The organism is Pseudomonas sp. XWY-1, from assembly GCF_002953115.1.
In the GTDB taxonomy this organism is placed as follows: domain Bacteria; phylum Pseudomonadota; class Gammaproteobacteria; order Pseudomonadales; family Pseudomonadaceae; genus Aquipseudomonas; species Aquipseudomonas alloputida.
The window spans coordinates 1800917-1827915 of record NZ_CP026332.1 but is presented as its reverse complement, the minus strand read 5'-3'; the positions used below and the strand labels follow the sequence as shown (position 1 = coordinate 1827915).

Annotated in this window: 5 protein-coding genes and 2 pseudogenes; 3 read left to right on the top strand and 4 right to left on the bottom strand. The window is 66.9% G+C overall.

Annotated features, from left to right (window positions below):
* Window positions 1–39: 39 nt before the first annotated feature.
* The 3 genes from PRJ_RS08630 (at window position 40) to PRJ_RS08620 (ending at window position 5708) form a co-directional block, all read left to right on the top strand.
* Window positions 40–1374: a lysine N(6)-hydroxylase/L-ornithine N(5)-oxygenase family protein gene (locus tag PRJ_RS08630; RefSeq protein ID WP_104961111.1), complete on the top strand. Its 1335-nt coding sequence runs from the start codon at window positions 40–42 to the stop codon at window positions 1372–1374.
* Between the two features lie 16 nt (window positions 1375–1390).
* Entirely contained in the window at window positions 1391–3040 is a 1650-nt protein-coding gene (locus PRJ_RS08625) for a cyclic peptide export ABC transporter (protein ID WP_104961110.1), read from the top strand.
* A 241-nt stretch (window positions 3041–3281) separates the two neighbouring features.
* On the top strand, window positions 3282–5708 hold the full coding sequence (locus PRJ_RS08620) for a TonB-dependent siderophore receptor (protein WP_104961109.1): 2427 nt from the start codon (window positions 3282–3284) through the stop codon (window positions 5706–5708).
* Between the two features lie 203 nt (window positions 5709–5911).
* On the opposite strand, the gene PRJ_RS08615 is transcribed toward PRJ_RS08620, so the two are convergent.
* The 4 genes and pseudogenes from PRJ_RS08615 to PRJ_RS30325 form a co-directional block, all read right to left on the bottom strand.
* Window positions 5912–6865 carry an alpha/beta hydrolase gene (locus PRJ_RS08615; protein ID WP_104961108.1) on the bottom strand — a complete coding sequence of 318 codons (954 nt, stop codon included), beginning with the start codon at window positions 6863–6865 and terminating at the stop codon, window positions 5912–5914.
* Between the two features lie 55 nt (window positions 6866–6920).
* Window positions 6921–9956, bottom strand: a pseudogene (locus PRJ_RS30645) (amino acid adenylation domain-containing protein); the annotation flags it as partial.
* A 171-nt stretch (window positions 9957–10127) separates the two neighbouring features.
* Window positions 10128–16004, bottom strand: a pseudogene (locus PRJ_RS30640) (amino acid adenylation domain-containing protein); the annotation flags it as partial.
* The gene (locus PRJ_RS30325) at window positions 16004–26995 is read right to left on the bottom strand and encodes a non-ribosomal peptide synthetase (RefSeq protein ID WP_104961106.1); all 10992 of its coding nucleotides are present in this window, start codon (window positions 26993–26995) and stop codon (window positions 16004–16006) included. The pseudogene PRJ_RS30640 and the gene PRJ_RS30325, both read right to left, overlap by 1 nt.
* Window positions 26996–26999: the final 4 nt, after the last annotated feature.

Genomic DNA, 26999 nt, shown 5'->3' with positions numbered 1-26999 from the left:
TCAGCGGCGCCCCACTCGACCATCCAAGGAACCGCAACCATGAGCCAGACCTCTTCCCCCGAAAAAATCCACGACCTCATCGGCGTCGGCTTCGGCCCTTCCAACCTGGCCCTGGCCATCGCCCTGGAAGAGCTCGCCGAGACCAACGGCCACGCCCTCGACGCCCTGTTCATCGACAAGCAGACCGACTACCGCTGGCACGGCAACACCCTGGCCACCCAGAGTGAGCTACAGATCTCCTTCCTCAAGGACCTGGTTTCGCTGCGCAACCCTACCAGCCTCTACAGCTTCGTGAACTACCTGCACCAGAAGCAGCGCCTGGCCGACTTCATCAACCTGGGCACCTTCTACCCCTGCCGCCTGGAGTACAACGACTACCTGCGCTGGGCCGCCGAGCACTTCGCCACCCAGGCGGTGTACGGCGAGGAAGTGCTGCGCATCGAACCTGAGCTACGCGAGGGCAAGGTCGACCACCTGCGCATCGTCTCCCGCGACCCGCAGGGCCGTGAAACCCAGCGCCGTGCCCGCTCGGTGGTGGTCGGCAGCGGCGGCACGCCGAAGATCCCCGACGCCTTCCGCGCCTTCAAGAACGACCCGCGGGTATTCCACCACTCCCAGTACCTGAGCGCACTGCAGCAGCTGCCTTGCAACGAAGGCAAGCCGATGCGCATCGCCGTGGTCGGCTCCGGGCAGAGCGCCGCCGAGGCCTTCATCGATCTCAATGACAGCTATCCATCGGTCAAGGTCGACATGATCCTGCGCGCCTCGGCCCTCAAACCGGCCGACGACAGCCCGTTCGTCAACGAGATCTTCGCCCCCGAGTACACCGACCTGGTGTTCAACCAGCCCCACGCCGAGCGCGAGAAGCTAGTCAGCGAATACCACAACACCAACTACTCGGTAGTCGACGTCGACCTGCTCGAGCGCATCTACGGCATCCTTTACCGCCAGAAGGTCGCCCATCAGCACCGCCACGCCGTACTGTGCCGCCGCACCATCGAAGATGTGGTGGAAACTGCCGCAGGCATCGAGCTGACCTTGCGCGACCTGGCCACCGATGTGCGCCAGACCCACCGCTACGACGCGGTGATCCTCGCCACCGGCTACGAACGCCGCTCGCACCGCGAATTGCTGGCGCCACTGCAGCAGCACCTGAAGGACTTCGAGGTGGACCGCGACTACCGCGCGCTGGCCAACCCTGAGTTCGGCGCCAACGTCTACCTGCAAGGGTTCTGCGAAGCCTCCCACGGCCTGAGCGACACGCTGCTGTCGGTATTGCCGGCACGCGCGGCGGAGATCGGCCAGTCGCTCTACCAGCACCTGGGCAAGCAGGCCAGCAACGCGCCGGCCAGCCTGCGCCAGACCTGCGCCTGAGGACGGGAACCAGCCGATGAGCACTTCCAACCGCGGGGCCCTGCGTGAATTGCTGGCCCTGCTCAGGCCATTCTGGCCGATCGTCACCCTGTCCATCTTCCTCGGCATGATCGGGGGCCTGAGCGTGACCACGCTGTTGGCCACCATCAACGGCGCGCTGCACGCCGAGGGCGACCTGGGGCACAGCCTGATCCTGGGCTTTGCCGGGTTGTGCCTGCTGGCACTGGTGAGCACGATCCTGTCGGATATCGGTACCAACTATGTCGGCCAGCACATCATCGCCCGCCTGCGTAAAACACTGGGGGAGAAGGTGCTCGCCGCGCCGATCGAGCAGATCGAGCGCTTTCGCAGCCACCGTCTGATTCCGGTACTGACCCATGATGTCGACACCATCAGCGACTTCGCCTTCGCCTTCGCGCCCCTGGCGATCTCGCTGACGGTGACCTTGGGCTGCCTGGGCTACCTGGCCATGCTGTCATGGCCGATGTTCCTGCTGATGCTGGCGGCCATCGCCGTGGGCACGAGCGCCCAGTACCTGGCGCAATCGGTAGGCGTGCGTGGCTTCATGGCCGCCCGCGACGCCGAGGACGACCTGCAACGCCAGTACAACGCCGTCGCCGGTGGCGCGAAGGAACTGCGCATCCACCGCCCACGTCGCCACCGCATGTTCGTGCATGGCATCCAGGCCACCGCGGATTTCATCTGCAAGACCCAGATCCGCGCGATCAACACCTTCGTGATCGCCAAGACCTTCGGCTCCATGCTGTTCTTCGTGGTCATCGGCGTCGCACTGCTGATGCACGGTGCCGGCCCTGGACAGGACAAAGCGGTCATCAGTGGCTTCGTCCTGGTGCTGCTGTACATGAAAGGCCCGCTGGAACACCTGATCGGCACGCTGCCCATCGTCGGCCGTGCCGGCATCGCCTTCCAGCGCATCGCCGATCTTTCCCGGCAGTTCTCCTCCCCCGAGCCGCACCTGCTGCTGACCGACGCACCGGCTGCCAAGGCCACGGTGCGCAGCCTGGAACTGGTCGAGGTGAGCTACGCCTTCCCAGCGGTGGGCGATGCCGCGCCCTTCCAACTGGGGCCGGTCAACCTGCGGATCGAACAGGGCGAAATCGTCTTCATCGTCGGCGAGAACGGCTGTGGCAAGACCACGCTGATCAAGCTGTTGCTGGGACTCTACGCACCACAACAGGGGCATATCGCACTGGATGACAAGATCATCGATGCCAGCGACAGGGACCAGTATCGCCAGCTGTTCACCACGATCTTCGCCGACTACTACCTGTTCGACGATGTGATCCAGGGTGAACAGAGCATTCCCGAAGATGCCAACCAGTACCTGGAACGCCTGGAAATCTCACACAAGGTGAGCATCCAGGACGGCAAGTTCACCACCACCGACCTGTCCACCGGGCAACGCAAGCGCCTGGCGCTGATCAATGCCTGGCTGGAGCATCGCCCGGTGCTGGTGTTCGACGAGTGGGCAGCCGACCAGGACCCGACCTTCCGCCGGATCTTCTACACCGAGCTGCTGCCCGACCTCAAGCGCCTGGGCAAGACCATCATCGTGATCTCCCACGATGATCGCTACTTCGATATCGCCGACCAGTTGGTACGCATGGAAGCCGGTCGCGTGGTCACCCAGCACGTCCCGGCCTGACCACTCCACGAGCGCGGCGCACGGCCCGGCCTGTCCGGGGCACGGCGCCGCGATCCGCCCGCAAGGAAGCTGGAACAGTCGACGCCATAGCATTACCGCTCGGGGTTTTCATCAGATAAATCGCAAAGGACAGATTGTTGATTCTGTTTTTCCGGTTTTCAATCCGTGATGCGTCTAATTATCAGTTACTGATTATTCCAAAAGAAAAACTGCCCACTTCCTTCAGGAGTCCCTTTCACCCATGCACCGCCCGAATCTGTCCCCGACCCCTCTGGCACGCGCCGTACGTCCATCGCAGTCGAACCGTACGGTACTGCCGGGCGCCCTGCTCGCCCTGATGCTGCTGGGGAGCAGCGCAGCGCACGCCGAGCAGGTCTCCGTCAACATCGCCGCCCAGCCGCTGTCCACCGCCTTGCAGCAACTGGGCCAGCAGACTCAGATGCAGATCCTCTACAGCCCAGAGTTGGTGCAAGGTTTGAAGTCCAGCCCGGTATCCGGCTCGCTGTCGACCGACGAGGTGCTGCAGCGCATGCTCCAGGGCAGCGGCCTGTCCTACCGCGTGGACGGCCACACCATCCTGCTGATGCCGCCACCCAGTGCCGGCGAGGCCGCACTGGAGCTAAGCCCGACCTCGATTTCGGGCATGGCGCCGGGCTCGATCACCGAAGGCTCCGGCCTGTACACCACCTACATGTCCAGTAGTTCGACGCGCCTGAACCTGACCCAGAAGGAAACCCCGCAATCGGTCACCGTGGTCACCCGCCAGCGCCTGGACGACCAGAAGCTGACCAACCTGACCGAGGTGCTCGAGGCCACCCCAGGCATCACCGTGCTCCGCACCGGCATCGGCGCCGAGAACGACACCTACTGGTCGCGCGGCTTCCAGATCAACAACTTCGAGATCGACGGTGTTCCCACCTCCCCTCGCCTGGACAACACCACCCAGAGCACGGCGATGTACGACCGTGTCGAGATCGTGCGTGGCGCCACCGGCCTGATCAGCGGCACCGGCACCCCGTCGGCGACCATCAACATGATCCGCAAGCGCCCGACCGCGACCTTCCAGGGCAGCGTGACCGCCGAAGCTGGCAGCTGGGACCGTTACGGCACCGGATTCGACGTCTCCGGCCCACTGACCGACAGCGGCAACGTCCGCGGGCGTCTGGTGGTCGACTACAAGACCCAGAACTCTTTCGTCGACCGCCTCGAGCAGGATACGCAGCTGATCTACGGCATCTCCGAGTTCGACCTCAGCGAAGCAACCATGCTGACCGTCGGTTTCAGTTACCTCAAGACCCAGGTCAACGACCCGCTGCGCACCGGCTTCCAGGTCCGCTACGCCGACGGCAGCAAGACCGACTTCAGCCGCTCGAAGAACAGTTCGCCGACCTGGTCGTACAACGACCGCAAACAGACCAATGTCTTCACCTCCCTCGAGCATCAGTTCGACAACGGCTGGAGCGGCAAGGTCGAGCTCAGCCACAGCGTCATGGACTTCGACGAGCTGATCAACTACATGAACGGCGAGATCAGTTCGGTGGACGGCTCCGGCGCCTACATGTACCCCAACCGCTGGTCGGGCAAGCCTCGCCAGAACAACCTCGACGCCTACCTGACCGGCCCGTTCACCCTGTTCGGTCAGGAGCATGAGCTGATCACCGGCGTCACCCTGTCCCGCTACACCGAAAACACCCCGGATCACGGTGGCTGGTTCGGTCCCTGGACCGGCTATGACGGCACCATCGACAATGTCTGGGACTGGAAAGGCCAGGGCCCGCGCCCGGACACCACCACCGTCGGCAAGACCTACATCCAGGAAAACCAGTACGCCGCCTACATGACCGGTCGCTTCCACGTGACCGACGACCTGGCTGTGATTCTCGGCGGTCGCGTCACCGACTGGCGACGCACCAGCGACTACCAGAACTGGAACGATCCGACGCTCGACAACAAGAGCGACGAAAACCGCCACGGCGTATTCCTGCCCTATGCCGGCGTGGTCTACGACCTCAACGACACCTGGTCGGTCTACGGCAGCTACACCAAGATCTTCAACCCGCAGCCCTATGGCGTGCACGATGAGAAGTTCAAGGCCCTCGACCCACAGGAAGGCACCGGTTACGAGCTGGGCGTGAAAGGCAGCTTCAACGACGAAAAACTCAACGCCAGCCTGGCGCTGTTCCGCATCGAACAGGACAACCTGCCCGTCTATGTGCGTGCGCCGGACATCTACCGCGCCGAGCAGGGCACCACCACCGAGGGCGTGGAGCTGGAGCTCAACGGCGAGCTGGCCGAGGGCTGGCAGGCGTTCGCCGGCTACGCCTACAGCGTCAGCACCGACTCCGACGACAACCGCATCGTCACCAACAACCCCCGTCACAGCGCCAAGACCTTCACCACCTATCGCCTGCCCGGCATTCTGGACAACAAGCTGACCATCGGCGGTGGCGTGAACTGGCAGAGCAAGACCGGCCAGGACCTGCACACCTTCACCCAGGGCAGCTATGCCGTGACCAACCTCATGGCGCGCTACGACATCACCCAGAACCTGAGCGCATCGCTCAACCTCAACAACGTCTTCGACCGCAAGTACTTCTCCTACGTCGACAGCTGGGGCGTGTACGGCGCGCCCCGCAACTTCATGACCAGCGTGCAGTACAAGTTCTGACCGCAACCACGACCCAGGGCGCCAGGCCCTGGGTCGTGGGCCTGGCGCCACACCCCACGCAGCAACGCCCCCCTATTCGCGGGCAAGCCCGCCCCCACAGCCCCCCGTCACTCTCAAGCCATGTGCTCATCTGCACGAGCGGGCTTGCCCGCGGGGCAACGCAAAAGGGCCGCATAGCGGCCCTCGATATCCAGTGCAAAACATCAGTTCAAGGCATCACGCAGCACCTGCGCCAACCTCGCATACACCGTGTCGATCTCGGCCGTGACCAGGCGCATGCGCAGGAAGTCGTGCACCAACCCCTCGAACACTTCGCTGCTGACCGTCACCCCCTGCTCGCGCAGGTGACGCGCATAGGCCTGCCCTTCATCTAGCAGTGGATCGAAGCCTGCCAGGCCGATGTATGCCGGCGCCACGCCCTGCAAGCCGGTGGCCAGCAGCGGCGAGAAACGCCAGTTCGAGCGGTCCTCGGCCTGGCGCGCATAGTGATCGTAGAACCACTCCAGGGTGGCGCTTTCCAGCAGGTAGCCCTCGGCGAACAGCGTACGCGACTCCCTGCTCTTCGAGGCATCGGCCACTGGATAGCAAAGCAATTGCAGCCGCGGCTGGACAGGCCCACCCAGGTGGGCGGCGTCGATCGCCAGCACGCTGGCCAGGGTCGCGCCGACACTGTCGCCGCCCACGGCCACCCGGCTGGCATCCAGCCCCCACTCGCGCGCGTTGTGTGCCAGCCACGCCAAGGCATCGGCGCAGTCGTCCAGCGCCACCGGAAAGCGTTGCTCCGGGGCGCGCCGGTAATCGACGGTCAGCACCGCGCAGGGGGTGCGCGCGCAGAACTCGCGACAGACACCATCGTGCGAGGCGATGCTGCCCACCACGAATCCACCGCCGTGCAGGTACAGCAGCACCGGCAGTGGTTGCTCGGCAGGCGCGCAGGGCCGGTAAAGACGCAGCGTCAGGGTGGCGCCATCGCGAGCCTGGCAATGCAGGTCCTCGCTGTGCACCTGTGGCGCTTCCCAACGCATGCGCACGGAGGCCTGCTCGAAGGCGTCGCGCGCCTGAGCGGGGGTCGAGCGGTGAAAGGCCATGGACTGGCCATCGCCTGGGCTGGCGTCGACCAGGTCGAGGAATTCGGCAATTTCAGGATTAAGTGGCATGGCTCGGTTCCTGGGCCGGACGCACCCGCATCCGGCCTGTCAGAAGAAGGAAAATTCAGTTGGCCTGGACCTGCAGGCAGTGCTCGATCAACAGCACCAACTCGGCCTGGAACTGTTCCATGAAGGCCGTGATGGTGCCCTGGCGGAAGCGTCGGTTGCTGTAGATGCAGCGGAACGACAGCTTGCCGTCGAACACCTGGCCTACCACTTCGAGCCAGTTGGCCAGGCTCGCCTGCTGCGAGAAGCTGTCGCCTACGCTCTCCGGCGCGGGCAGGAACAGCGCCTGCTCGGCATCGAAGCTCTGGTCGAGCTGCCCCAGGTAGTTGAAGGTGACCTGCGCCTGCGGCAGGTCGGCCAGGCGCGCGCGCACCCACGGTTCGTCCATGTGGCGCAGCACGCCGTAGCCGATGCCCTTGTCCGGCACCTGGGCCAACTGCTCGCGAATCGCCACGATCGACGCCCCGGGCTCGGACACCGGGCTCAGGCGTACCGGATACATGCTGGTGAACCAGCCCAGGGTACGGCTCAGGTCCAGTTGCTCGAACAGATCCTCGCGGCCATGGCCTTCCAGCAGCACCAGCGCCGACGCACTGTCGTCCCATTGGCACAGGGCCCGGCTCAGCGCAGTCAGCAGCAGGTCGTTGATCTGCGTCTGGTAGGCCGCGGGCGCCTCCTTGAGCAACTGTGCGGTCCGTTGCGCATCCAGGCTGAACGCGGCCTCTTCGCGGTGGCACATGAGATTGCCGCCACGTGGGTTGTCACAGCGCAGCGGCCCGTCCTGCCGGTCGAGCTGCGCCACCCAGTACTCGAGCTCACGCTCGCGCAGGGTCACCGCATGGCCGGCCAGGCCAGCGGCCCATTCACCGAAGCTGCTGGTGCGCAGCGGCAGCTGCGGCTCCCGTTCGGCGAGGAAAGCCTGGTAGGCCTCCTGCAAGTCCTGCAGCAGCACACGCCAGGACACACCGTCGATCACCAGGTGGTGGATCACCAGCAGCAGGCGTACCTGGCCATTGCCCAGGGTCGCCAGCAAGCCGCGCATCAGTGGCCCCTGGGCCAGGTCCAGGCTGCGTTGCAGCTCATTGGCCAGGTCCTCCAGCGCCTCTTCGTCGGCCACCTCGCGCACCCACAGCAGCGGGTCGTCGCCCAGACGCTGCAGGCACTCCTGCAACGGCTGGTAACGCTGGATCCAGCGCCCCTGCTCGTGGGTGAAACGCAGGCGCAAGGCATCGTGCTGGCCGAGCATGCAGGTCAGTGTGCGCTCCAGCGCCCGCGCATCCAGTGGCTGGTTGGCACGCAGGATCAACGCCTGGTTGAAGTGTTCCGGCGCATGGGTCTGCGCGGTGAAGAACCACTCCTGGATCGGGATCAGCGGGAAGGCGCCCTCCACCACCACGGCCTGCTGCTCGCCGCTGACCCGCGACACGCCCTGCTGGTCGAACAGGTTGGCGATGGTCTGGCAACGCATCAGGTCGCGCAGCTTGAGCTCCAGTTTCAGTTGCGCATGGTTGCGCACCCGCGAAATAACCTGCAGGCTGAGGATCGAATCGCCACCCAGCTCGAAGAAGTTATCGGCGATCCCCACCTGCTCGACCTGCAGCACCTCGGCCCAGATCTGCGCCATCCATTGTTCCTCCTCGCAGCGCGGGGGCACATGGCTGGCCAGGTCGAAGGTGGGCTCCGGCAGGGCCTTGCGGTCGAGCTTGCCATTGGGCGAGACCGGCAGGCGCTCCAGGCAGATCACCTGCAACGGCACCATGTAGGCCGGCAGCGTCTCGGCCAGGGCGGCCTTGAGCTGATCGCCGCGAACCTCGGCGGTGGCCGCAACGTAGCCGATCAACTGCTTGCCGGAGACGCCGTCGCGAGCGATCACCACGGCATCGCCGACACCCGGTTGCTGGCGCAGGCTGGCTTCGATCTCGCCCAGCTCGATGCGGAAGCCCCGCACCTTCACCTGGTGATCCAGACGCCCGACGTAGTCCAGTATCCCGCTTTGACGCAGGCGCACCAGGTCCCCGGAACGGTAGAAACGCGCACCAGGCTCACCGAATGGGTCCGGCACGAACCGCTCGGCAGTGATCGATGGTCGCTGGTGATAGCCGCGAGCCACGCCATGGCCACCGATGAACAGCTGCCCGGCGAAACCGACCGGCAATGGGTTGAGGTCATCGTCCAGCACCCGTAGCGAGCGCTGCCCCACGACCCGGCCGATGGGTGCGTAGGCCGCGCCGCAGGGCTCTTCGGCCGAGGCCTTCCAGAGCATCGGCGTGACTACCGTTTCAGTCGGACCATAGCCATTGGTGATGTAGCGTGGCCGCAGCACCTCGCGCACCTCGGCCAAGGTCTGCTCCGGCACCGCGTCGCCGCCCAGGCAATAGATACGCACCGGGGGCGGCTCGACACCGCTGCGCTGCACATATTCGGCCACCTGCTTCAGGTAGGCGGGCGGGAAGCAGGCGATGTCGACCCGGCCCCGACTCAGCGCCTCGCAGGTCTGCTGGGGCGTCCACAGTTCGTTGTCGCGCAGGATCAGCGTACCGCCCACCGCCAGCGTGGTTAGCCAGCGCTCGTGGGCGCCGTCGAAGGCGAACGACATGAAGTGCAGCTCTCGGGTGCCGGCCTCCATCTCGTAGAGCTCGGCGATGGCCTGGCAATGCACGCTCAAAGGTCCATGGCTGACCGCCACGCCCTTGGGCACACCGGTCGAGCCAGAGGTGTAGATCAAGTAGGCCAGGCTGTGCTCGCCCGGCACCGGGAACACGCTGGCCGGCGTACCGGCTTCGCACGCCAGGGTCGCCGGGTCGAGCGGTTCCAGGCCCTCGGGCAGGGCCAGGCGCTGCCCCAGGTCGGCACGACCGATCAGTTGGCGCATGCCGGAGTCCTGGATCATGAAGGCCAGGCGCTCGGCCGGGTAGTCCAGGTCCAGCGGCACATAAGCCGCACCGCTCTTGAACACCGCCAACAGGGCCACCAGCATATCCACCGAGCGTTCCAGGGCTACGCCCACCAGTACCTCCGGGCCGGCACCACGGGCGAGCAGTTGCCGCGCCAGCACGTCGGAACGGGCCTCCAGCGCCGCGTAGCTGAGGCTCTGGCCGGCACACTCGACGGCGATGGCCTCGGGCCGCGCGGCCGCCTGGCGAGCGATCAGTTGCGCCAGCATCACCCGCTCGCCGGCCTGCGCCGGCACCGCGCCCCAGGCGTCGAGCGCCTGATACTGCGCCGGGCTGAGCCGTTGCAGGTTGCCGATGTATTCGACAGGGCTGTCGATCATCGACTGCAGCAAGGTCTCCATCAGTGCGCGAATGCCCTGCACGGCCTCGGGCGTGAAGTGGCTGCGCAGGAACAGGTACTCGATGGCCAGGGTCTCGCCGAGGGTTACCGCCAGGTCCATGGGGAAGTTGGTGACGTCGTGGCTGCTCGAGGCGCCGAAGCGCAGGCCGCCCTGGGCCTGTTCCAGGCGCTGGTCGATGGGGTAGTTCTCGAACACGATGATGCTGTCGAACAGGGCCTGGCCACCCTGCCCCGACCAACGCTGGATGTCGGCCAGCGGCGCATGGGCGTGCTCGCGCAGGTCCAGGTTGTCGGCCTGCAGTTGCTGCAGCCACTGATCCAGGCGCTGTGTCGGCTCGAGGGTCTGGATCACCGGCAAGGTGTTGATGAACAGGCCAAGCATGTGCTGAGCGTTGGCCAGGCTCTCGGGACGACCGGCCACTGTAGCGCCGAAGGCCACGCTGCGCTGTCCGGTGTAACGCTGCAACAGCAACAGCCAGGCACCCTGGATCAGGGTGTTGGCGGTAATGCCCTGGGCCCGGCAGTGCTGCTGCAAGGCGGCGGTGCGTTGGGCGTCCCAACGGGTGTACAGCGCCTCGTGCCCCGGCAGGTCTGCAGTGTGCCGCGGGTGAATCGACTGGCTCAGTTGGGTCGGCGCATCGAGCAGGCGCAGACGGCCCTGCCAGTAGTCCTGCAGGCGCCCCTGATCCTGCTCCTGCAACCAGGCGATGAAGTCACGGTAGCGGCCGCTGTCGCCGGTCACTTCACCGCTGGCGTAGTGCTGCAGCACCTCGCCGAACAACTGCGAACTGCTCCAGCCGTCCATGAGGATATGGTGGCTGGTCCACACCAGCTGGTGCTCGGCGTCGCCCGTGCGCACCAGCAACAGGCGTTGCAGCGGCACCTGGCCGAGGTCGAAGCCACGCTGCGCGCGGGCGACCGTCTCGAGGTCGGCGGCGGTAAAGGATCGTGCCCGCCAGTCGAGCATGGTCATAGCCACGTCGACGTGACGGTGCACCACCTGCAACGGCGCGCTCTGGCCGCCTTCCCAGTGGAAGGAGGTACGCAGGATCTCGTGACGGCCGATCACATGCTGCCAGGCGGCGCGGAAGCGCTCTTGCTCGAGCCCCTCGACCGGCAGGCTGAGCTGGTTGACGTACAGGTCGTCGCCTTCGTCGGACAGGCTGTGGAACAGCATGCCCTGCTGCATCGGCGACAGTGGGTAGATGTCTTCGACCTCGGCCACCGCCACTGGCAGTGCGTCGAGTTGCGCCTGGCTCAGGCCCGCCAGCGGGAAGTCCGACGGCGTCAACCCTTGCGGCGCCTGGCAGTGCTCGACCAGCGCCGCCAGCTCCGCCTCGTAGGCCCGCGCCAGCCGCTCGATGGTCGCGCGGGCGAACATCTGCCCGCTGAAGCTGAACGCCAGGCTCAGCTCGCCGCCATACACCTGGCCATTGAGCACCAGCCAGTTGCCCAGCGGCGCCAGCGGGCTCTGCTCCTCACCTGCGCTTTCGGCAGCGGGCACGAACAGCGCCCGCTCATCGAACTGGCCATCCAGCTGGCCCAGGTAGTTGAAGGTGATGCGCGGCACCGGCAGCCCGGCCAGGCTCGCGCGCGCAGCCTCGTCGCCCAGGTAGCGCAAAGCGCCGAAACCGATGCCCTTGTGCGGCACGCCGCGCAGCTGTTCCTTGACCTGCTTGATCGAGGCGCCCAGCTCGGCGGCCGGGGTCAGGCGCACCGGGTAGGCGCTGGTGAACCAGCCCACCGTACGGCTCAGGTCGATGTCGTCGAACAGGTCTTCGCGGCCATGGCCTTCCAGCTCCACCAGCGCCGAATCGGCGCCGCTCCAGCGGCACACCACCCGGGCCAAGGCGGTCAGCAGCAGGTCGTTGACCTGGGTGCGGTAGGCCGCCGGGGCCTGTTGCAGCAAGCGTCGGGTCAGCTCGGCATCCAGGCGTGCCTGCACGCTCTGGCGGTGACGGTTCTGCAGGCTGGCGCCCAGCTCGGCCTCGGGCAGGTCCAGCGGCGCACCGGCCAGTTGCCCTTGCCAGTAGGCCAGCTCGCTGTCCAGGCTTGCGGCATGCTGCTGCAGGCGTTCGCCCCAGGTCTTGAAGGCGCTGGTCTTGGTCGGCAGTTTCGGCGTGCTGCCCGCCAGGGCCTGGCGGTAGGCATCGTGCAGGTCTTCCAGCAGCACGCGCCAGGACACGCCATCGACCACCAGGTGGTGGATCACCAGCAGCAGGCGCTGGCCACCGTCGGCCAGGTCGATCAGCACCGCACGCAGCAGCGGGCCCTGGGCCAGGTCCAGGCTACGCTGGGCCTCTTCGCAGGTCGCCTCGATTTCCTCGGCGCTGCGCAGCGCGGCACGCCATAGCAACGGCTGGGCCGGTTGCAGCGGACCGTGTTCGGCGCTGCCGTCGGCAAAGCGCAGGCGCAGGGCGTCGTGCTGGGCGTACAGTGCCAGCAGCGCCTGCTCCAATGCGCTGGCATCCACCGTTTCGGTGCCGCGCAGCAACAGCGACTGGTTCCAGTGCTGCGGCTCGCTCATGCGCTGGTCGAAGAACCATTGCTGGAACGGCAGCAGCGGCGCGCTGCCCGTCACCGGGCCCTGGTCGATACGTGGCACCACCGCCTCCCCGAGCTGGGCCACGGCCGCCAGGCGCTGCACGGTCTGGTGCTGGAACAATGCCTTGGGCGTGATATGGATCCCGGCCTGTCGCGCACGACTGACCACCTGGATCGACATGATCGAGTCGCCGCCCAGGGCGAAGAAATTCTCGGTAACTCCCACCGGGCCTGCGCCCAGCACGGTTTGCCAGATCTCGGCCAGGGCGATTTCGGTCGGTGTGGCCGGCGCCTGATAGTCGCGAGCCTTGACGGTCTGGTCCGGGCGCGGCAAGGCCTTGCGGTCGAGCTTGCCGTTGGGCGACAGCGGCAGGCTGTCCAGTGCCAGCCACTGGTTCGGCACCATGTAGTCCGGCAGGCCACGGCGCAGATGCTCGGCCAGTTGTGCCTGCCAATCGGCGGTTTCGCCGGTCAGCACCACATAACCGACCAGCTGCTTGCCGTCCGGTACCGTCACCACGGCTTCACGCACCAGGTCGTGCTCCAGCAGGCGCGCCTCGATCTCACCCAGTTCGATGCGCAGGCCACGCAGCTTGACCTGGTGGTCGATACGCCCGGCATACTCGATCACCCCGTCCGCGCGGTAGCGCGCCAGGTCGCCGGTGCGGTAGATGCGCTCGCCATTGCCGTATGGGCTCACGGCGAAACGCTCGGCGGTCAGCCCCGGGCGGCGGTGGTAGCCGCGCGCCAGGCCTGCGCCGGCCAGGTACAGCTCGCCCAGCACGCCCACCGGTACCGGTTGCAGCTCGGCGTCGAGGATGTAGCAGGCCAGGTTGGCAATCGGCTCGCCGATCGGCACGCTGTCGCGCCCTTCCTCGCGGCAGGTCCAGTGGGTCACGTCGATGGCCGCCTCGGTCGGGCCGTACAGGTTGTACAGGCCGGCCTTCGGCAGCTTGGCGAACACCTGCTGCTGGGCATCGGCCGGCAGCGCTTCGCCACTGCAGACGATGCGCGCAAGGCTGGTGCAGCGCGGCACGCCGCTGTCTTGCAGGAACGCCTGGAGCATCGACGGTACGAAGTGCAGCGTGGTGATGTTTTCGCCGGTGATCAGCTCGACCAGACGGGCCGGGTCGCGATGATCACCCGGCGCGGCAACCACCAGTCGCGCACCGGTCATCAAGGGCCAGAAGAACTCCCACACCGACACGTCGAAGCTGAACGGCGTTTTCTGCAACACGCTGTCGCGAGCATCCAGTCGATAGGCCTGCTGCATCCAGCACAGTCGGTTGACCAGGGCCGAATGGCGGTTGCCCGCGCCTTTTGGCCGGCCTGTGGAGCCGGAGGTGTAGATCACATAGGCCAGGTTTTCAGGGGCCACCGCCACGTTCGGGTTGCGCGCGTCATCGGCGCCCGGTTCCAGGTCCAGCGCCAGGGTCTGCACGCCTTCGGCCAGCGGCAGTTGCAGGTGGCTCTGGGTCAGCAGCAGTTGCACGCCGCTGTCCTCGATCATGTAGCGCAGGCGCTCTTCGGGGTATTCCGGGTCCAGCGGCACGTAGGCGCCACCGGCCTTGAGGATGGCCAGCAAACCGACCACCATCTCCACCGAGCGCTCCACCGCGATGCCCACCAGCACATCCGCGCCGACACCCAGGGCGATCAGGCGATGGGCCAGGCGGTTGGCGCGGGCGTTGAGCTGGGCGTAGCTCAGGCGCGTCTCGCCGAAGGCCAGCGCCGGGGCATCCGGGGTGCGCTGCACCTGGGCCTCGATCAGTTGCTGGATGCTCTGCTCCAGCGGGTAGTTTTCAGCGGTGGCGTTCCACGTGACCAGGGTGCGCTCGCGCTCGGCGGCCGCCAGCAATGGCAGTTCGGCCACCGGTTGTTGCGGTTGCTCGACGATGCCTTGCAGCAGATTGATGAAGTGGGTCGACAGCCGCTCGATGGTCGAGCGCTCGAACAGGTCGGTGGCATAGATGAACGACGCCTCCAATCCCTCTGGCGATTCGCGGGTCTCCAGGGTCAGGTCCAGTTGAGCCACTTCGGTGACACTGTCCACGCCTTCGATCTGCAGGTCGCCCAGGCGCGCGCTGGTCGCCCCGCCACGGCCGGCCGCTTGATGGTTGAACATCACCTGGAACAGCGGATTGAGCCCCAGGGTGCGCTCCGGCGCCAGGGCCTCGACCAGTTGCTCGAACGGCAGCTCCTGATAGGCCTGGGCATCCAACGCGTGCTGGCGCACCTGGCGCAACAATTCGACGAAGGGCTGCTCGCCAGCGACCTGGGCACGAATCACCTGAGTGTTGACGAAATAACCGATCAGCCCTTCGGTCTCGACCCGGTTGCGGTTGGCGCTGGGCACCCCGATGCGGATATCGTCCTGGCCGCTGTAGCGGTGCAACAACGCGTGGAATGCCGCCAGCAGCAGCATGAACAAGGTGCCACCCTCGGCCCGGGCCAGGGCTTGCAGGTCATGACTCAAGGCCGCCGGCAGTTGCAGGTTGCAACGCGCGCCACGGTAGCTGGGCTGCGCCGGCCGCGAGTGATCCAGCGGCAGTTCCAGCACCGGTTGCTGCGCGCCCAGGCGCTCGGTCCAGTAGGCCAGCTGGCGATCACGCTCGCCCGCCTCCATCCAGTGGCGCTGCCACAGGGCATAGTCGGCATACTGGATCGGCAGCGGCGCCAGGGTCGGCGCCTGGCCGAGGCTCAAGCCGGCATACAGGGCGATCAGCTCGCCGACCATCACCTGCATCGACACGCCATCGGAAACGATATGGTGCTGAGTCAGCACCAGCACCTGATCGTCGGGCGCCAGCTCCAGCAGACGCACCCGCAGCAGCGGCCCCGCCTCAAGGTCGAACGGCTGACGGGTTTCTTCGGCCACCCGGGCCTCCAGTTGTGCCAGGTCCAGCGGCCCGACCACCTCATGGGCGATGGCCAACCCGGCCACGGGGTCGATCACCTGCAATGGGCGCGTCTGGTCGAAGACGAAACGGGTGCGCAGCGTCTGATGCCGCTCCACCAACCGTTCGAAGGCACCTTGCAGCGCCTGGCGATCCAGCCGGCCGCGCAGACGCAGGGCCATGGGGATGTGATAGGCACTGCTGTGCGGCTCCAGCTGCCAGAGGAACCACTGGCGCTCCTGGGCGAAGGACAGCGGCAGTTGCTCGAAGGCCGACTGCACCTCGGGGATCGGCAGGTTGGCCGGGGACACGCCCTCGGCCAGCATCTTCTCCAGGTACAGGGCACGCTTGTCCAGTGGCAAGGTGATGAAGCGGCGAGCGATCCGCGCGGCAACGGTGCTGTCCATCACAGCCCCTCCATGTCGTCAAGCAGGTCTTCCAGACGGCTCAGGGTCGAATCCTGCACCTGTGCGCCGGTGGCTTGCAGTTGCGCCACCAGAGCACCAAGCACCGGGTATTGGAACAGCAGTTGCGGGACCAGCTTCAGCCCCAGTTCGAGTTGAATACGCGACACGATATTGATCACCAGCAGGGAATGCCCGCCCAGTTCGAAGAAGTTGTCAGTCAGGCCGACTCGCTCAAGCCCGAGGACCTGCGCCCAGATTGCCGCGACCTGTTGTTCCAGTTCACTCTGCGGCGCCACATAGGCACGCTGCGATTGCGCGGCATCCACGGCAGGCAAGGCCTTGCGGTCGAGCTTGCCGTTGGGCGACAGCGGCAGGCTGTCCAGTGCCAGCCACTGGTTCGGCACCATGTAGTCCGGCAGGCCACGGCGTAGGTGCTCGGCCAGTTGCGCCTGCCAATCGGCGGCCTCGCCGGTCAGCACCACATAACCGACCAGTTGCTTGCCGTCCGGCACCGTCACCACGGCTTCACGCACCAGGTCGTGCTCCAGCAGGCGCGCCTCGATCTCACCCAGTTCGATGCGCAGGCCACGTAGCTTGACCTGGTGGTCGATACGCCCGGCGTACTCGATCACCCCATCCGCGCGGTAGCGCGCCAGGTCGCCGGTGCGGTAGATGCGCTCGCCATTGCCGTATGGGCTCACGGCGAAACGCTCGGCGGTCAGCCCCGGGCGGCGGTGGTAGCCGCGCGCCAGGCCCGCGCCGGCCAGGTACAGCTCGCCCAGCACGCCCACCGGCACCGGTTGCAGCTCGGCGTCGAGGATGTAGCAGGCCAGGTTGGCAATCGGCTCGCCGATCGGCACGCTGTCGCGCCCTTCCTCGCGGCAGGTCCAGTGGGTCACGTCGATGGCCGCCTCGGTCGGGCCGTACAGGTTGTACAGGCCGGCCTTCGGCAGCTTGGCGAACACCTGCTGCTGGGCATCGGCCGGCAGCGCTTCGCCACTGCAGACGATGCGCGCAAGGCTGGTGCAGCGCGGCACGCCGCTGTCTTGCAGGAACGCCTGGAGCATCGACGGTACGAAGTGCAGCGTGGTGATGTTTTCGCCGGTGATCAGCTCGACCAGACGGGCCGGGTCGCGATGATCACCCGGCGCGGCAACCACCAGTCGCGCACCGGTCATCAAGGGCCAGAAGAACTCCCACACCGACACGTCGAAGCTGAACGGCGTTTTCTGCAACACGCTGTCGCGAGCATCCAGTCGATAGGCCTGCTGCATCCAGCACAGTCGGTTGACCAAGGCCGAATGGCGGTTGCCCGCGCCTTTTGGCCGGCCTGTGGAGCCGGAGGTGTAGATCACATAGGCCAGGTTTTCAGGGGCCACCGCCACGTTCGGGTTGCCCGCGTCATCCGCGCCCGGTTCCAGGTCCAGCGCCAGGGTCTGCACGCCTTCGGCCAGCGGCAGTTGCAGGTGGCTCTGGGTCAGCAGCAGTTGCACGCCGCTGTCCTCGATCATGTAGCGCAGGCGCTCTTCGGGGTATTCCGGGTCCAGCGGCACGTAGGCACCACCGGCCTTGAGGATGGCCAGCAAACCGACCACCATCTCCACCGAACGCTCCACCGCGATGCCCACCAGCACATCCGCGCCGACACCCAGGGCGATCAGGCGATGGGCCAGGCGGTTGGCGCGGGCGTTGAGCTGGGCGTAGCTCAGGCGCGTCTCGCCGAAGGCCAGCGCCGGGGCATCCGGGGTGCGCTGCACCTGGGCCTCGATCAGTTGCTGGATGCTCTGCTCCAGCGGGTAATGTTCAGAGGTGGCGTTCCACGTGACCAGGGTGCGCTCGCGCTCGGCGGCCGCCAGCAATGGCAGTTCGGCCACCGGTTGTTGCGGTTGCTCGACGATGCCTTGCAACAGATTGATGAAGTGGGTCGACAGCCGCTCGATGGTCGAGCGCTCGAACAGGTCGGTGGCATACACCAACGAGGCCAGCACGCCCTCTTCGCTGTCGAACACATCCAAGGTCAGGTCGAACTGGGCGACACCGGTATCCCATTGCAGCCCTTCGACGCTCAAGGCGTGCGCCTGTTGCGCGCCCTGGCCACGGCGCGCGCCGCTCTGGTAGTTGAACAGTGCCTGGAACAGCGGGCTGTGGCTGAGGTTGCGCTCCGGCGCCAGGGCCTCGACCAGTTGCTCGAACGGCAGGTCCTGGTAGGCCTGGGCCTCCAGCGCCGCCTGGCGCACCTGGCCGAGCAGCGCGGCAAAGGTCGCCTGCGGCGCGAACTCGACCTTGAGCACCTGGGTATTGACGAAGAAGCCGATCATGCCTTCGGTGCGAGCATGGTTGCGGTTGGCGATCGGCACACCGACACGGATGTCGGACTGGCCGCTGTAGCGGTGCAGCAACGTCTGGTAAGCCGCCAGCAACAGCATGAACAGCGTCACCCCCTGTTCCCTGGCCAGCGCGCGCAATGCCTGCTGCAGCTCACCGGGCAGGGCCAGCGTCAAACTGGCACCGGCTTGGCTGCGCATCGCCGGACGCGGGTGATCCAGCGGCAGTTCGAGCACAGGCTGCGTGCCGCCCAGGCGTTCGACCCAATAGGTCAGCTGCCGCTCACGCTCACCAGCATCCATCCACTGGCGCTGCCAGACGGCATAGTCGGCGTACTGGATCGGCAACGGCGCAAGGCTCGGTGCCTGCCCCTGGTCAAAGGCGTCGTACAGGGCCACCAGCTCGTCGACCATGACCTGCATCGACACACCATCGCTGACGATGTGATGCATCACCAGCACCAGCACATGTTCATCGCTGCCCTGGCGCAACAGGCAGGCGCGCAGCAGCGGGCCCTGCCCGAGGTCGAACGGACGTGCGACCTCCTGTTCCACCCGCGACAGCAGCGCGGCATCGCTGGCATCGGCCAGCACCTCCAGCGGCAGCTCGAAGGCGTACGGCGCCTGTATCACCTGCTCGGTACGCCCCTGTGCATGAACGAACACCGTGCGCAGGCTCTCGTGCCGCGCCACCAGGTGTTCGAACGCCCGGCGCAGGGCTTCGACACGCAGCGCGCCACGCAGGCGCAGGGCCACCGGAATATGGTAGGCGGCGCTGTCCGGGGCCAGCTGCCAGAGGAACCACTGGCGCTCCTGGGCATAGGACAATGCCAGCGCCCGCGAGCGATCGGCCAGGCCGATGGCGGGCACCGCTGCGTCGGCAGACTCCGATAGCTGGGCGCAGAATGCCTGCAGGGTGCCATGCTCGAACAAGGTACGCAGCGCCACCTCGACCTGCAGGGCGTGACGCACCCGGGCGACGACCTGGGTGGCCAGCAACGAGTGACCACCCAGCTCGAAGAAGTGATCGTGCAAGCCCACCTGCGGCAGCTTGAGCACATCGGCCCAGATCGCCGCCACCGTCTGCTCCAGCGCGGTACGCGGTGGCTGGTGATCATGTCGGGACTGACCGGCCTCAGGCTGCGGCAGCGCCTTGCGGTCAAGCTTGCCGTTGGGGGTCAGCGGCATGCTGGCGAGCGACAGGACATGCGCCGGAACCATGTAGTCCGGCAGCACTTCGCGCAGGCTCGCCCTGAGCGCGTCGCACCACGCGGCATCAGCCTGACTTGGCTGCAACGCCACCACATAGCCGACCAACTGCTGGCCGCTCGGGCCTGGCCGGGCGACCACGGCGGCATCGCGCACGCCAGCCTGGGCCAGCAGGCGGGCCTCGACTTCGCCCAGTTCGACGCGGAAGCCGCGGATTTTCACCTGGTTGTCCACTCGCCCCTGGTAGTCGAACACGCCATCGCGGCGCTCGCGTACCAGGTCGCCACTGCGGTACAGGCGCGCGCCTGGCTCGCCGTGCGGATCGGGAACGAAGCGCTCGGCGGTCATGCCCGGCCGGTCCAGGTAGCCACGGGCCAGGCCGTGGCCACCAAGGTACAGCTCACCCTGCAGGCCGGCTGGCAGGACGCTCAGGTCGGCGGCCAGCACATAGGTGCGACGGTCGCCGATACGCGTGCCGATCGGTGCGTAGGCAGCGCCGCAGTCGGTAGCGCGGTCGGCTTTCCAGATCAGCGGGGTCACCACCGTCTCGGTCGGGCCGTAGCCGTTGATGATGTGCTCCGGCGCCAGGGCGGCATGCACGCGCTGGTAGCTGTCACGGGGCACCGCGTCGCCGCCGAAGCAGTAAATGCGCGCCTTCGGCGCCTGGCCATGCAGCTCGACGTGCTCGGCCATCTGCAACAGGTACGCCGGCGGGAACGCCGCCACCGTCACGCCGTGCTCACACATGCGCGCGCAGGTCTGGCCTGGCTCCCAGAGGCTGTCATCACGCACCAGCAGGCGGCTGCCGTGGGTCAACGCGGTGAGCCAGCGCTCATGAGCGCCGTCGAAGGCGAACGACATGAAGTGCAGCTCGCAATCGTCCTCGACCATGGCATAGCGCCGGCCGATGGCTTCGCAGTGCATCGCCAGCGGGCCATGCTCGACGCACACCCCCTTGGGCTTGCCGGTGGAACCGGAGGTGTAGATCACATAGGCCAGGCTCTGCGGCTGCACCACTGTTTGCGGCGCATGGGTCGGCTGTGCGGTCAGGTCGAGCTGGTCGAGATTGAGGGCAGCCAACGCCGCCGGCAGCGGCAGTTGCCCGCGCAAGGTCGAGTCGGTGAGCAACAGGGCGATACCGGAGTCCTGCATCAGGTAGGCCAGGCGCTCGGCCGGATAGCTGGCGTCCAGCGGCACATAGGCGCCACCGGCCTTGAGCACCGCGAGCAAGGCGACGATCACCTGCGGCCCACGGGGCAAGGCCACGCCGACACGGATCTCGGCGCCTACGCCTTCGGCGACCAGGCGATGGGCCAGTTGGTTGGCCTGACGCTCCAGGCTGGCGAAGTCCAGCACCTGGTCGCCGAACAGTACCGCGGGAGCCTGAGGCCGGCGCGCGGCCTGGGCGGCGATGCGTTGGTGCACCAGCAAGCCGTCCTGCCATGGCTGCGGCGCGTTGGCCACGGCCAGGGCCTGCTGGGCCTGGCTATCGAGCAGGCTCAGGTTGCCCAACGCCGCGGTGGGCGCCTGGCTGAACTGCTCCATCAGGCCGATCAGTTGCTGGTCCAGGCGGACAATGGCCGCCTCATCGAAATGGGCACGCATGAAGCTATAGTGCAGCTCCAGGGTACCGCCCAGGTTCACGCCCAGGGTCAGCGGGTAGTTGGTCTGCTCGCGACTGTCGACGCTGCCGAAGCGCAGCTCCTGTGGCGCGCCACGCTCCAGGGCCTCGGCCACCGGGTAGTTCTCGAACACCAGCAGGCTGTCGAACAGCGCGTCACCGCCCTGCCCGGCCCAGCGCTGGATATCGAACAACGGCGTGTGCTCGTGCTCACGCAAGCCAAGGTTGAGCGCCTGCACTGCCTGCAGCCAGTCGGCCACGGACTGGGCCGGCTGTGGCGTGGCGATCACCGGCAGGGTGTTGATGAACAGACCGATCTGCTGCTCGATACCCGGCAGCTCCAGCGGCCGGCCCGCCACGGTGGCGCCGAAGGCCACCGTGGCCTGCCCGCTGTAGCGCTGCAACAGCAGTAGCCAGGCCGCTTGCAGCAGTGTGTTGACAGTGACCTTCTGCTGGCGGGCGAAGGTTTCCAGACGCTGCGTGCGCTCGGCGTCGACCAGCCGCACATGGCTGGCGTACCCGCTGCCAGGCTCGGCCTGCAGGCCCTGGGCCAAACGTGTGGGCGCCTCCAGCTCGGCCAGGCGCTCGCGCCAGAACGCTTCACTGACCGCCGGATCCTGGCGCTGCAACCAGTCGATGTAGTCGCGGTAACGCCCGGCCTGGGCCGGCGCCTGCCCGGCATAACGCTGCAGGACTTCCCCCATCAACTGGGAGTTGCTCCAGCCGTCCATGAGGATGTGATGGTTGGTGTAGATCAGCTCGAAGCGCTGCTCGCCGGTGCGCACCACGGTCATGCGCAGCAACGGCGCCTCACGCAGGTCGAAACCACGAGCGCGCTCGGCCTCGGCCAGGGCGCCCAGGCGTGCGCCAGGCTCGGCCTCGGCATGCCAGTCGAGGTAGTCGAACGGCACCTGGACCTGGCGCTGGACGATCTGCAGCGGCTGGCCGATGTCACCTTCCCAGGCGAAGCGACTGCGCAGGATCGGCTGGGCATCGGCCGACGCCTGCCAGGCCGCGCGGAAACGCTCGACCTGCAAGCCTTCCACGGTCACCCGCATCTGGTTGATATAGTCGCCGTTGCCCTGGCCATACAGGCTATGGAACAGCATGCCCTGCTGCATCGGCGACAACGGATAGACATCCTCGACCGCGCGCGGATCGTCCAGCAACTGGTCGAGGTGCGCCTGATCCAGGCGTGCCAGCGGGAAGTCCGAGGGCGTGACACCGGCATGGCGCGAGTCGCAGCAATGGGCGATGAGCGCCTTCAGCTCGGCGGCATAGTCATCGGCCAAGGCCTGGACCGTGGCCTCATCGAACATTTCGTGGCTGTAGGTCCAACCAATGGCCAGTTCACCACCGTAGACCTGCCCATTGAGCGTCAGCCAGTTGCCCAGCGGCGCCGCCGGGCTCTGCTCCTCGCCGCGCGGCTCGCCGACCGGGACGAACAGCGCACCCTGCTCGGCGTCGAAACTGCCATCGAACTGCCCCAGATAGTTGAAGGTGATACGCGGCACCGGCAAGGCGGCAAGACCGGCCTGCACCGCAGCATCGCCCAGATGGCGGAGCATGCCGTAGCCGATGCCCTTGGCGGGGACGGCACGCAGTTGCTCCTTGACCGCCTTGATCGACCCCGCCAGGTCCTGCGCAGGCGTGAGGGCCAGCGGGAACAAGGTGGTGAACCAGCCGACGGTGCGAGTCAGGTCGATGTCGTCGAACAGGTCTTCGCGACCATGCCCTTCAAGTTGGATCAGCACGGTGTGCTGCGCGCTCCAGCGGCCCACCACCCGGGCCAGCGCGGTCAGCAGCAGGTCGTTGACCTGGGTGCGGTAAGCCGCCGGGGCCTGCTGCAGCAACTGCCGGGTGAGCTCGCTGTCCAGCCGCGTATGCAGGCTGCGGGCATGGCGGTTCTGCTGGCCGCCGGCCGGATTGGCGCACGGCAGGTCCTGCGGAGCATCGGCCAGCTGGCCCTGCCACCAGGCCAGCTCGCGCGCCATGGCGTCACTACGGGCGTGCTCCCCCAAACGCTCGGCCCAGGCCTTGTAGGCACTGGTTTTCGCCGGCAGCCGCACAGGCTGCTGCGCATCCAGTTGCGCGCAGGCCTGTTGCAGGTCCTCGAACAGCACGCGCCAGGACACGCCGTCGATGACCAGGTGGTGGATCACCAGCAGCAAGCGTTGGCTGCCGTCGTCCATGCCGACCAGCACAGCACGCAGCAGCGGCCCTTCCAGGCTCAGGCTGCGTTGCGCCGCTTCACACAGTGCCAGCAGCGCGTCCTGGTCGGCGGCCTGCCGCTGCCAGAGCAGGTCCTTGGCCTGGCCAGGCTGACCGTGACTGGCCTGCCACTGACCCTGCTCGCGGGTAAAGCGCAGGCGCAACGCATCGTGCTGCACCAGCAGGGCCTGCAAGGCCGCCTCGACGGTCGCCGCCTGCAAGGCCCGAGTGGGACGCAGCAGCACTGACTGGTTCCAGTGGTGCGCCTCGTCGCTCACTTCGCCGAAGAACCACTGCTGTACCGGCAGCAGCGGCATGCCGCCCTGCACCGCCCCTTGGTCGATGCGCTGCGCCGCGCCGCCCTCGCGCGCCACACGGGCCAGGCCTTGCACGGTCTGGTGCTGGAACAGCTCCTTGGGAGTGAAATGTATGCCGGCCTGACGGGCACGGCTGACCACCTGGATGGAAATGATCGAGTCGCCACCCAGCTCGAAGAAGTTGTCGCTCAAGCCGACCCGCTCCAGACGCAGCACATCGGCCCAGACAGCGGCAATGCGCTGTTCCATTTCGCTTTGCGGGGCTACATAGGCCTGTTGCAGTAGGCTGGCATCCGCCGCCGGCAAGGCACGGCGATCGAGCTTGCCGTTGGCGGTCAGCGGCATGCGCTCGAGCAGCAGCAGGTGCGCCGGCACCATGTACTCCGGCAGGTCTTCGCGCAGTGCGGCCTTGACCGCCTCACGCCAGATCGCCTGGTCCGCCACCGCTTGCTCGGCCACCAGGTAACCGACCAGCTGGGTGCCGCTCGCCCCCTCCTGGGCCAGCACCACGGCCTCGCGCACCTGGGGCAGCGCCTGCAGCCGCGCCTGGATCTCGCCCAGCTCGATGCGGAAGCCACGGATCTTCACCTGATGGTCCATCCGCCCGACGTACTCGATCACCCCATCGGCGCGCCAGCGTGCCAGGTCGCCGCTGCGGTACAGCCGCGCCCCGCTCTCGCCGAACGGGTCGGGAATGAAGCGCGTGGCGCTGAGGTCGGCGCGCTTGAGGTAGCCACGGGCCAGGCCCTGGCGACCGACGTACAGCTCGCCGACACAGCCGGCGGCCACCGGGTTGAGGTCGCTGTCGAGCACGTACAGGCTCTGGTCCGGGATCGGCACACCAATCGGGCTCGACGCGCTCTGCGCCAGGTCAGCCCGCGACAATGGACGGTAGGTCACGTGCACCGTGGTTTCGGTGATGCCGTACATGTTGACCAGTTGCGGGGCACGATCGCCGAAGCGCTCGAACCACGGACGCAGGCTGCCGACCTCCAGCGCCTCGCCGCCGAACACCACGTAGCGCAGCTGCTGGTCGCTGCGCTGGCCTTCAGCGCAGGCCACCTGCATCAGCTGGCGGAACGCCGACGGCGTCTGATTGAGCACGGTTACCCGCTGCTCGCACAGCAGTTGGTAGAAGGCCTCCGGCGAACGGCTGACATCCTGCGGCACGATCACCAGGCGGCCACCATGCAGCAAGGCGCCGAACAGCTCCCATACCGAGAAGTCGAAGGCATAGGAGTGGAACAGCGTCCAACAGTCCTGCGGGCCGAAGCCGAACCAGCCGTCCGTGGCCTCGAACAGGCGCAGCACGTTGCGGTGCGGCAGCAAGGTGCCCTTCGGCTTGCCGGTGGAGCCGGAGGTGTAGATGACATAGGCCAGGTTATCCAGGTCCACCGCAACGTTCGGGTTGACCTCGGCGAAGTCAGCGTAGTCGGCGTAGTCGGCGGCCAGGTCCAGCACCTGCACGTTCGCCGCCAGGCTCAGCCCGAGGTCGCCCTGGCCGAGCAGCAACTGCAGGCCGCTGTCCTCGATCATGTAGTGCAGGCGATCCAGCGGATAGGCCGGGTCCAGCGGCACGTAGGCACCACCGGCCTTGAGGATGGCCAGCAGGCCGACCACCATCTCCAGCGAACGCGGCGCGGCCAGGCCCACCAGCACGTCCGGGCCGACGCCTCGGGCGATCAGCGCGTGGGCGATCCGGTTGGCCCGGCGGTTCAGCTCGGCGTAGCTCAACTGTTCGCCTTCGCAGACCAGCGCCGGCGCCTGCGGCGCGCGGGCCGCCTGGGCTTCGATCAGGCGGTGCAGCGGCTGGCTCGGTGCGAACGTGGCCGGGGCGGTATTCCAGGCAGCCAGCGTTGCGGCACGTTCCGCCGTCGTCAGCATCGGCAACTCGCTGACGCGCGTGCCGGGGGCGCTGACGATACCTTCGAGCAACGCCTGCCAGTGGCCCGCCAGGCGCTCGATGGTGGTTGAGTCGAACAGGTCGGTCGCGTAGGTCAGCGACGCCCACAACTGCCCCTGCTCTTCATGGGTATCGAGCATCAGGTCGAATTGCGCGGTCTGGCTCTCCCAGTTCAGCGATTCGACCCGCAGCCCCGGCAGCTCATAGGCCTGCCGGCCCGCGCCACGGTGCGCCTGGTGATTGAACAGCACCTGGAACAACGGGCTGTGGCTGAGGTTGCGCTCCGGCGCCAAGGCTTCGACCAGTTGCTCGAACGGCAGGTCCTGATGCTCCTGGGCGCCCAGCGCCGCCTCCTTGGCCTGTTGCAGCAATGTGGTGAACGGCGCCTGACCATCGACTTCGGCGCTGAGCACCTGGGTATTGACGAAGAAGCCGATAAGGCGCTCGGTCTCGGCGCGGTTGCGGTTGCCGATCGGCACGCCGACACGGATATCGCGCTGTCGGCTGTAGCGGTGCAACAGCGCCTGGAACGACGCCAGCAGGACCATGTACAGGGTCGCCCCCTGCTGCCGCGCTACCTCTTGCAAACCCTTGCCCAGCTCGGCCGACAGCTCGATATCCAGGCGTGCGCCACGCAAGCTCTGCAGCGCTGGCCGCGGACGATCCAGCGGCAATTCCAGCACCGGCTGCTCACCGCCCAGGCGGGTGGTCCAGTAGGCCAATTGGCGCTCGCGCTCGCCAGCCTCCATCCATTGGCGCTGCCACAATGCATAGTCGGCATACTGGATCGGCAGCGCCGGCAGTTCGGGCTGCTGGCCACGACTGAACGCGCCATAGCAGTTGATCAGCTCCTCGACCATCAACTGCATCGAGGCGCCGTCGGAAATGATGTGGTGCTGGGTCAACACCAGCACATGGTCGTCTTCGCTCACCTGCAGCAGGCGCGCGCGCAGCAACGGCCCTTCGCCCAGGTCGAAGAGCACGGCGATCTCCCCCGCCACCGCCTGTTCCAGTTGCCCGGCATCGGTCAGTACCTGCACCGGCAGCGGCAGCGCGAACGGCGCGCGAACCTGCTGCAGCAACTGCCCGTCGACCTCGACGAACACGCTGCGCAGTACTTCGTGACGCTCGATCAGCGTCGCGAAGCTGCGCTGCAGCGCGGCCATGTCCAGGGCGCCGCGCAAGCGCAGCGCCGTGGGGATGTGATACGCCGCGCTGTGCGGTTCCAGGTTCCAGAGGAACCACTGACGCTCCTGGGCATAGGACAGCCGAAGGGGCTCGTCGGCATCACGCCGGAAAATCGGCGCGATGCCATAGAGGTTGACCCCCTTCTGACTCAGCAGAATCGCCAAGGCTTTGCGCTTCTCGGAAGAAAGCGCGCTTACCGATTCGATTAGTTGCTGCATGCCG